Consider the following 8,851-nt stretch of genomic DNA (forward strand, 5'->3'; position numbering starts at 1 on the left):
GCAATTTCGACTAATATACTTGTTAAAATTATTCTTTAGGTTTGAGCGTTGAATTGTACCGAACTTCAACTTTTATAGAAATCCTTAATACTATTTCAAAAATTATTGCTATAAATAACAATCTCATATAAAAATTATATGGGGGATATGCTTGCCAAATAATATAAATTAAAGCAACCGTAGGGACTAGCATCATTACTGTGCGGGTAACTCTACTAAATCCTTCTTTCAGGGTCGCAATACGTACTCCTGTTAGTGTAATCGCGAGACTTAAGAAGAGTAAAAAATAAAACATTAATTTTCCTATAAAAAGTATGATCTCATTAATACCGTTAAGGGTATTAACTCATGCTTTCATGAACGCGCAAGGGTTATTTATTACCAAGGTAAGATGTTGCAAATATCAGAGGCTATTAATAATGTCTATTCAAGAATAAAAGTAACAGGGCAATAAGGTGTGTTTCAGAATTTATTGTTCGTCAGAAACAAGTGAGCCACCCCAATTGGGATGGCTCTTAAACTCGCTACCTGTTGTCAATACTCATAGAGCGTAAGAGGACAGGGCTATCACAACAAGAGGCAATGCCTCAGTTGTTGTAATAATACCTAATAAATTTAATAAGGGCAAATAATTTGGATCTTGCAGAAATAAAAAAGGGTCTATCTACGGAAAAGCTTGAAACATATCGTCAAGTATTCTCCTGTAAATCTGACCATGAATTAATAGCTGTTTATATGTCAATGCAGAGTATTATGAGTCATTTTTTCACAGTAGTTCAACTACTTGAAGTTACATTAAGAAATTCAATACATCAGTCTGCGTCAGAGCAGTTTGAAGATCCAGAATGGTTCAAAACAAAGGCAATTAGTGACCAATCAAAAAATCAAGTGACCCAAGCAGAGCAGCAGTGCTTGGATGAGGTGGGAGCTAAATACACGACAAATGATTTAGTGTCGCGGCTACCATTTGGGTTCTTTCTAGGGACGATTAACTCTTTGTTGCTCGGTTTTTACTTAGCCCACTAGGTTACAAACCTCGCGCCGCGATTTAATCGCCCCTAGATTGAACAAATTTCAATCCACAAAGATCAACACGCCCTAGTAAGTATCAGTTAATAACCGCGCTAGGGTTTGAGGATAGATTTCTAGCGGAATATGATATTGCTAACTTAAAAAAATTTGAGGATATATTGTTATCACCGGAGACTCAAAATGATTAGCATTAAAAATAATTTTACAGAGTTATTAAATGACGCATAGTAAAACAAAAACTAGCTTATATAGGCGAGCTTACGTGACTTGGTTGATTAGCACAGGTGTTAACACTGTGCCAGCAATTATAGAAGCTACTGGAATGCCAAGGCGAACGGCTCAAGACACATTGGCGGCAATTCCAGAGCTTTCTATAGCGCTTGAAAACAAAGGCGGTTCGTACTCGGTTGCAGATTGGGGAATGCTGAATAAAACTTGGCTAAAAAACAACTTAAGGCACGTTAGAGACGTGCTATCATATCCATAAGTTAAGAAATCTTGGAATAATTTTTAAAATCTATATAACCTAAATAAACAAAGGCTGAATTGAACGTCACGTTTTACTAAAGAAGATCTGTTTAAAGATGAACAAAGCTGGTCAGGGTTACATGATGTGATCGTTAATGTAGTCCACATCGCTCCGTCAAAAGAGCAGGCCGAAAATATATTTGATGACCTGCCAGAGATGGTAAAAGAGTTGGCTTATAAATGGGGCTTAAATGATACCGATTTTCGCGAAGAAGCATTTGAAGCCATCGAGCTGGAAGTAGATCCGGATGGCGAATAAGAAAAACCCCAGCAGTATATTGGAAAAAACAGGAGTTATATACATGTTAAATGAAAACTACAAAAATGCTCTAAAGGGCTTTAAAGCCCAAGGAACTTCATCACACTTGTGCGTCGATTGTGTGGACGAAACTCAGCATATATATCGCATTATTATGACTGAAAACGTACCCATTAGTGATATTGATGAAGCCATGCTCGAATCTTTCCTTGAGCGTGAAAAATCAGGAGAAGTAGATTATTCAAAGTCAGTTGATCACGATGGACTGAAATATGTTGATTTAGAACAGGATGTTGAAATATACCCTTGCGTAACAGAAGGTGTAACTACTTTTCCAATTGAAGGACAAAAACATTTATTATCATCAATTGATGCAAAAGCCATGCTTAACCAACTATCAGGTATGGGGTGTTTACCCCTTCTTACAAATACAATGCAATCGTTGGCACAGAGATTAGATGGTACTCAATTACAGACAGCATTCCCAAGCCTAAATGAAGTCAAAACCTGTATTGATGGTGGGCTTATATTACCCCCGAAATTTATTGCAAAAATAAATGAGTGGGAGGCGCTAAACTGCTCAGAAATTAATTTTGATTTTGTTGAAAAGTAAGTATTGGAATAATAGCTATGGCGCTTGAATGGTTGTACGAACACTGGAAGTCTGAGTTTTTAGCCAACGGCTTTAATGAAGATGTAGCTGAAGAAGAGTATCAAACATGGTGCGAAGGTTTGGGTGGCGAACTGGATAATGAATATCAGCAAACAGCGTATTCGGTAATGATGGCCGCCAAAGAAACTGTTATCGAGTTGCAGCAAATCTACTAATTGGAAATCAGCTTTTGCCAGTGGCGTTTAATTAAGTGCTACTCACAAAAGTAAAATGTTCAACTGGCTTAAAGGGAAAAATAATGGCTGTAATAACGAAGAAAGATGAAAAAATCGAAAATGTGGTTGGTGAGTTAAACGAAGGATATTTATTTGATGACTTCATTAATAAGTTTCAAGAGCTTTACCCGAAGGATTGGAGCAAGATTGAGCGTGAACATGCGAAACATGAACGCAAAACCAAGCCAGGGAAAACACATCCTATGCCTGAGCCAATTCAGTACCTCAAAAACGCTCTGAACGTATGGAATAAAAAGAACAAATAGTTTAATTGGAATACGGGAGCAAATGAAATGAATTCAAATATATTAAAAAGAATATTGTTTGTAATGGCTGTTGGGGCTGTTATTTGTTTAGTCGAAAGCATTTTTTTTGAAATAGCTAAATTTGGAGTTTACCACCACTTGTTAAATGGTCTAATTTGCCTATTTATAGTTACAATGATCGAAAAAATTAAATGCGGTCGTTCATTGGTTTTTTTAAATAAACCGACAACTAAAATTAGATAGTTGGAATTTGTATGAGCGAAATACAGCTAAAACTTGAAGAAAAATATGCCATTTTGAACGGTGTAAGATTACCAAGACCTGTATTTAATCTAGATAAATTTATAATGGGTGAACGGCTAACAGCAAACCTACATCCAGAGTATGTTGAAAGAACAAACTGTTACAATAAAGCTTAGTATTTAGTAATTTTAAATGCATCCGAGCGATCAAAATTAATAATCAAGGTTAATGTGAATACCAATCCAATAAGAACTGAAGAGCAATACATTCGCTCACTTAGTGAAAACGATCAAAAAAAATGGGTTCAAGAAATAATTGGTAGAATGTGCGAAGTTTACGGATTGAAGGGTAAGGATATAAAAGGTCAGCTAGGCCGGAAGCTAGGGTTTAAAGGAGCAGGAACTGTTAAAAGTTGGATATTCAATCACCGCGTCCCATTTCACGCAATGGTCACGTGCAAAAATGAAGTTAACTGCAGTTTGGATTGGCTTTTAACCGGTGACGCCCCTGTAATGGATAAGAATGCTAATGTACAAGCTGCACTAAACGAAATATTAAAAGAGCATTTATATAATGCTAATCGTTATAAACTTGTTGATAGCAATGAGGGCATAAGGGTTACGGCAGAAAAAATGCTTGAAGATATAGAGCAAATTTTAAAATTGAAGTTTGTTTAATATAATTATCCAATAATTTAAAGGCATTAATGTATATGGATATAGAAATAGCTATATTATTTAAAGGCGAACCCCAATTAACAGCTTCTGCAATAGCAAATCAGTTAATGAGCGACTATTTTGAATACAATAATGTTAAGGCTTCGGAAGCCTTAGAAAATTATGAGATAATTGAGTTCGATGAAAGTGCTAATGAAGGTTTAGCTCATCATTGGCAAATAGCTAGTGATTTAGCCTTTGTAGTAGGTTGCGGTGGCAAAAGTGCAATAACGGCTGATTACACACTTGATATAAGTGAATAGAGCAGAAAATGCCAATCACGCCTTATAGGGGTTTTGCGCCCATCCCCTCGGAATTAACCTTAAAGATATTACTTAACCAGCTGCTTGAAGGTATAATGATCCTAATAAATAAAAATAAGGTTATCTGTTATTTCTTCCATAAACTCAAAACGTATTCAGATACTGAGTGAATCTGAAATCAATGAACTTTATGCACTGCCAAATTTTAGTCGCCAAGAACGTGATGATTGCTTCTCTTTAGATGATGAAACTCAAAAGCTTGTTAACGAGTTAAGGCGAACAGAAACCAGAGCTTACTTTATTTTGTTACTTGGATATTTTCGCTCACGTCCAATAGTATTTAATTTCTCATTTGACAAGGTCAGCAATGACTTAGAATATGTTCGTGCTAAATACTTCAGTGATAAAAGTATGTCTCTCGATGATTTATCACCAACGACCAAGACAAAGTTAATCAACAAACTATTAAAATACACTGGTTTTACTACCTATCAAAGTAAAGTAGATAAACAACCATTACTCAAACGTCTCAATGAAGTCGTTAAAATTAATTTGGAACCAAGGTATGTTTTCGATGAATGTATTGCCTATTTTGGTCAACGCCGAATTGCACTTGCTGGTTACACAACGCTTCAAGATACAATATCAACCGTACTCTCAAATGAGAGAAGTCGTATTGAATCAGTACTCAATCAACACTTAAGTTCTAATACAAAAGTGATGCTGCTTAAATTGCTCGATTCCAAGAGTACGTTTACAGATCTTGCTAAGTTAAAACGAATGGCTAAAGACTTTTCAACTAGCCAGATAACGCGAGAATTAACAACACATAAGATTATTCGCTCATTATACCCTGAAATAAAAGCACTTATTGCTGAACTTGAGCTATCACCAAAAAATCTAGAATACTACGCTTCATTAGTAAAGCATAAGTCTGTTTATAAACTAAGAAGACACACTGACAGTCAAACGCTTTTATATCTCGTTTGCTACTTATTCTTCAGGTATCGAGAAACCAACGATAACCTTGTTTCTGCATTTGTGTATTTAGTTCATAAACTAACCGAAGCGGCAAAAAATCACGCTAAACAGCGGATTGTAGAAGATGTAAATATCGTTAGAACGAAATTGAAATCGGCAGGTAGTTTACTGAAATACTTTATTGATAGTGACATTGATGATGATTTAATCTTTGGTGACGTTCGCAAGAAGGCATTTAAGCTACTTCCAGCTGAAAATATTAAGTTGCTTAGTGAGCATCTTGATAACACTGATTTTGATGACCGACAGTACAACTGGCAATTTATTGATAAACAATCGTACAAAATCAGTAAACTAATACGTTCATTATTCATGGCCATTGATATTGAATTTATTCATTTAAAGGATGAACTACACGAGCAATATGTTATAACATATTCTGAGCTTGGTGTATCCAAAACCATTCAAACGATTAATCTCGATGTGGTACCTAAAAGTGATCGCAAGTATTTAGAGGGAGAAGTCACTAAGAAAACAGCGAATCGCTTTGAGTATTTTCTTTATCGAAAGGCAGAACTGCTTTTCCAAAGCAATCACTTAACGGTAAAAGAAAGCGTTAACAATCGTAGTTTAACGTCAGATCTGATCCAACCTAAAGAGTGGCAACACAAAGCTGATATTATTGAGAGTACTGGCCTAGATAAACTATCTGTGCCAATCAACGATATACTAGCTGAAAAACAGTACCAGTTAGAGAAAAAGTTGAAGGAAGTAAGTAATCATATTTTTAATGGTGACAATAAATACGTCGAAGTGATACCAGGTAAAGCAGAACTAAAATGGTCAATACCTAATAGCCGTTGGCAACAAGCCGTTGAGAATCCGCTTTATAATCAAATACAGCATATGGGTATTGTTGAATTAATGTTGTTTGTTGATGAAAAAACAAATTACTTGAATTCCTTCACTCACATTGCAACCACAAAAGAGAAATTGCCTGTTGATAAAGAAGATCTTGTTGCCTGTATATTGGCGAACGGCACGAATTACGGCCTATATAAAATGGCCAGTATCTCCGACCGTTCTATGGGGAAATTACGCAATGTAGATGATAGTTACATCAGGTATGACACACTGGAGCAGTCCAATGACCAAATATCTAATGCTATCGCTAAATTGCCAATATTTGCTTACTATCATGTTGATGATCACCAACTATTTTCAAGCATTGATGGTCAAAAGTTTGAATGTAGAATAAACACCTTTAAAGCCCGTTACTCATCAAAATATTTCTCCAAAGGTAAAGGCGTTTCTGCTCTTACCTTAGTCTCAAATCATGTGCCTGTTAACACACAAGTGATTGGGGCTAATGAATACGAAGGTCATTTTGCTTTTGACTTACTTTACAATAATACATCTGAGATCCAGCCCAACATATTATCAACTGATAACCATGGCACTAACAACGTCAACTTCGCTATTTTAGACTTTTTTGGGTATACGTTTGCACCGCGATACGCAAAGATGAAGCGCGTATTTTTCGATTTGTTTGATGTAACGGAAGAGAATGGTGGACGTATCCAATTAAACAAAGATATCAACCATAAGTTGATATCTGAAGAATGGGATAGCATTCAGCACATCGTTTGTTCATTAAACCGAAAAACCACAACTCAAAGCACTATCATAAGAAAGTTGAGTAATGGTAAAAGCCGTACTTTGTCAGCGCTTCATGAGTATGATCGTTTGATCAAAGCAATTTATGTATTAGAGTATGTTGACAATTCAACGTTGCGTCATTATGTCCAGCAAGCGTTAAACAGAGGCGAAGCTTATCACCAGCTGAAACGAGCAATTACATCTGTCAATGGCAATAAGTTCCGTGGTGGCAATGATTATCAGGTATCTCAGTGGAATGACTGCGCTCGACTTATTTCAAATTGCATTATTTACTATAATTCAGCATTGCTTAGCGCCTTTTTACAAATCCAAGAAAGAAATGGCCGGCAAGATGTGGTTGATATTATTTCTAAACTATCCCCAGTTGCTTGGCAACATATTAATTTGAACGGAGAATACGCCTTTAATAAAGACCGAAAAGAAATTGATTTGCCAAGTTTACTAAGTAATATAGAACCTCTTGAAAATAGTTAAACTTTACTTCTAAAAAAGCATGCTCATACCAATCTGCAAAATTATGAGGTCCGGCCGGTAAAAGTATTGGAATTAGCCACTCCATAGATAAGCTACTGATTCATAAAACCATTCAGACACGGGCTTAACTAAAATCTATACCGTGACAGAGAATCCTGAAGTTGCCTAAACTGCCCCTGGATAACCGCTTTTTCCTGAAGAATCAACTTGTTCTCTTCGGACAGAACTTCCACTCTATTCTGTGAGGATTTCAAATCCGTTTTTGTGGCCTCCAATGTTTGGGATAGTACGGCCACCTACTTATCGGCGTCTGCTTTCTGGCTGGTGAGTACGGCAATATTATCCACCAACTGTTCATTTTTATGCTGCTCCCGGCTTTTTGCCGAGCCGTCGTTAAGTTGATGCTCTAATTTCTGGATATCGGCCACTTGTCTATCCAGAGTGCCTTTTTGTATCGCATTGGCTTGTTCGAGTTCATGGGTGTGTCGCTCTAACTGCTCATTGGCGTCAACCAGCTCGGACGCTTTTGAATCAGCCTGTGATAGTCGCAGTTGCAGGTCTTGAATTTGCCTTGCAGGTGTCGCCCAGTAATAAAGTGTCTAACCTTGGGGTGATCGCTTCACCCCTTTATCGTTTTCACCCACAGCAGGGCTTTTTCGTCGGTCACTCGTAATAGCTGGGCGTTCAAATCCTGTTGGCGGGCGGTAAGCTGCACAATGCTATTACGGGCCTCAGTCAGTTCTTTTCGGAGTTGATCATTCGATGCCTTGAACTCGTCGCTGGATTGCGCGATGCGCTGGTCGGTCATCTGCTGAACCCGTTCATGTAAGGCTTTTACTACCTCGACGAGATCATTCGGCAACCCGCTCACATCGACCACCTCCCCATTATCTGACCGCCAGCGCTTGAGTAGTGGTGCAATGGTGCTTTTGCTGCCGGTTCCCAAATGCTCGCGGACACGATCTACGGTAGGCTCCTGGTTCTGGATTTTGATAGCCTCTGCGGCTTTCGAGACATCGTAGTAAGTGATTCCGGCGCGAGCCATGACAGTTTCCCTCGGTGATTATTTAGTAACGTATTACATAGCATGTAATATAACATAATGTATTGACTTTTATGCAGCCAATAAAAATTAAATAGTAACCTTCGATAATGAATGTTATCGTGGGTTATGAGTGAGAAATGAAAAATTGATGTTTGTAACACCAGTACATTGGTGCCTTCCAGCGACCCACAGAAAAGGGATAACCATGGATAACTACACACCCAAACTCACATCGGATTCGCCATTGCGTAGTGAGCAATCAGTTTTGCCGTCGCTGGCAGAATCCGACTCACTGCGCCACTATCTGCAAGCGGCGACCTCCAATTACACGCGAACAGCCTACCGTTCAGCGATTCGGCAGTTCGAAAAATGGGGCGGGCGGTTGCCCACGGATCGGGATACCCTGGTGCGTTACCTGGTGGCCAAGGCCGATGTGCTGAATAGCCGGACTCTCGCCCTTCACCTCACGGCCGTTA

Annotated in this window: 13 protein-coding genes and 1 pseudogene; 11 read left to right on the forward strand and 3 right to left on the reverse strand. The window is 38.0% G+C overall.

Features of this window, described 5'->3' with window-relative positions; translation table 11 throughout:
- Positions 1 to 28 precede the first annotated feature (28 nt).
- Entirely contained in the window at positions 29 to 295 is a 267-nt protein-coding gene (locus tag L655_RS0104655; RefSeq protein WP_024604263.1) for a hypothetical protein, read from the reverse strand.
- Between the two features lie 338 nt (positions 296 to 633).
- Here L655_RS0104655 and L655_RS0104660 point away from each other — a divergent pair, with 338 nt between their 5' ends.
- The 10 genes from L655_RS0104660 to L655_RS0104710 all read left to right on the forward strand — a co-directional run bounded on the left by L655_RS0104660 (position 634) and on the right by L655_RS0104710 (position 7,330).
- The gene (locus L655_RS0104660; RefSeq protein ID WP_198925094.1) at positions 634 to 1,026 is read left to right on the forward strand and encodes a hypothetical protein; all 393 of its coding nucleotides are present in this window, start codon (positions 634 to 636) and stop codon (positions 1,024 to 1,026) included.
- A gap of 223 nt (positions 1,027 to 1,249) precedes the next feature.
- The gene (locus L655_RS0104665) at positions 1,250 to 1,519 is read left to right on the forward strand and encodes a helix-turn-helix domain-containing protein (protein WP_024604264.1); all 270 of its coding nucleotides are present in this window, start codon (positions 1,250 to 1,252) and stop codon (positions 1,517 to 1,519) included.
- A gap of 126 nt (positions 1,520 to 1,645) precedes the next feature.
- Positions 1,646 to 1,819, forward strand: a complete 174-nt coding sequence (locus L655_RS1000000127400) for a hypothetical protein (protein ID WP_158000934.1) — start codon at positions 1,646 to 1,648, stop codon at positions 1,817 to 1,819.
- Positions 1,820 to 1,862: 43 nt separating this feature from the next.
- The gene (locus tag L655_RS0104675) at positions 1,863 to 2,432 is read left to right on the forward strand and encodes a hypothetical protein (RefSeq protein ID WP_024604265.1); all 570 of its coding nucleotides are present in this window, start codon (positions 1,863 to 1,865) and stop codon (positions 2,430 to 2,432) included.
- A gap of 17 nt (positions 2,433 to 2,449) precedes the next feature.
- On the forward strand, positions 2,450 to 2,647 hold the full coding sequence (locus tag L655_RS0104680) for a hypothetical protein (RefSeq protein WP_024604266.1): 198 nt from the start codon (positions 2,450 to 2,452) through the stop codon (positions 2,645 to 2,647).
- A gap of 83 nt (positions 2,648 to 2,730) precedes the next feature.
- On the forward strand, positions 2,731 to 2,973 hold the full coding sequence (locus L655_RS0104685) for a hypothetical protein (RefSeq protein WP_024604267.1): 243 nt from the start codon (positions 2,731 to 2,733) through the stop codon (positions 2,971 to 2,973).
- Positions 2,974 to 3,227: 254 nt separating this feature from the next.
- Complete coding sequence (locus tag L655_RS1000000127405) at positions 3,228 to 3,392, forward strand: hypothetical protein (RefSeq protein ID WP_158000935.1); 165 nt, start codon at positions 3,228 to 3,230, stop codon at positions 3,390 to 3,392.
- A gap of 54 nt (positions 3,393 to 3,446) precedes the next feature.
- On the forward strand, positions 3,447 to 3,893 hold the full coding sequence (locus tag L655_RS0104700) for a helix-turn-helix domain-containing protein (RefSeq protein ID WP_024604269.1): 447 nt from the start codon (positions 3,447 to 3,449) through the stop codon (positions 3,891 to 3,893).
- A gap of 35 nt (positions 3,894 to 3,928) precedes the next feature.
- Entirely contained in the window at positions 3,929 to 4,195 is a 267-nt protein-coding gene (locus L655_RS0104705) for a hypothetical protein (protein WP_024604270.1), read from the forward strand.
- A 162-nt stretch (positions 4,196 to 4,357) separates the two neighbouring features.
- Positions 4,358 to 7,330 (forward strand): Tn3 family transposase, encoded by a 2,973-nt coding sequence (locus L655_RS0104710; protein ID WP_275041157.1) that lies wholly within the window; start codon positions 4,358 to 4,360, stop codon positions 7,328 to 7,330.
- Positions 7,331 to 7,626: 296 nt separating this feature from the next.
- Here L655_RS0104710 and L655_RS1000000128340 read toward each other — a convergent pair whose 3' ends face one another.
- Together L655_RS1000000128340 and L655_RS1000000127850 are read right to left on the reverse strand one after the other, a co-directional pair.
- Positions 7,627 to 7,758 (reverse strand): hypothetical protein, encoded by a 132-nt coding sequence (locus tag L655_RS1000000128340; protein WP_275041156.1) that lies wholly within the window; start codon positions 7,756 to 7,758, stop codon positions 7,627 to 7,629.
- A gap of 191 nt (positions 7,759 to 7,949) precedes the next feature.
- Positions 7,950 to 8,375 carry a DNA-binding protein gene (locus tag L655_RS1000000127850; RefSeq protein WP_241764445.1) on the reverse strand — a complete coding sequence of 142 codons (426 nt, stop codon included), beginning with the start codon at positions 8,373 to 8,375 and terminating at the stop codon, positions 7,950 to 7,952.
- A 205-nt stretch (positions 8,376 to 8,580) separates the two neighbouring features.
- Between L655_RS1000000127850 and L655_RS1000000126485 the strand changes: the two are divergent.
- A pseudogene (locus tag L655_RS1000000126485) lies at positions 8,581 to 8,851 on the forward strand (integrase); the annotation flags it as partial.

The organism is Pseudoalteromonas sp. TAE79 (assembly GCF_000498015.1).
Taxonomy (GTDB): Bacteria; Pseudomonadota; Gammaproteobacteria; order Enterobacterales; family Alteromonadaceae; genus Pseudoalteromonas.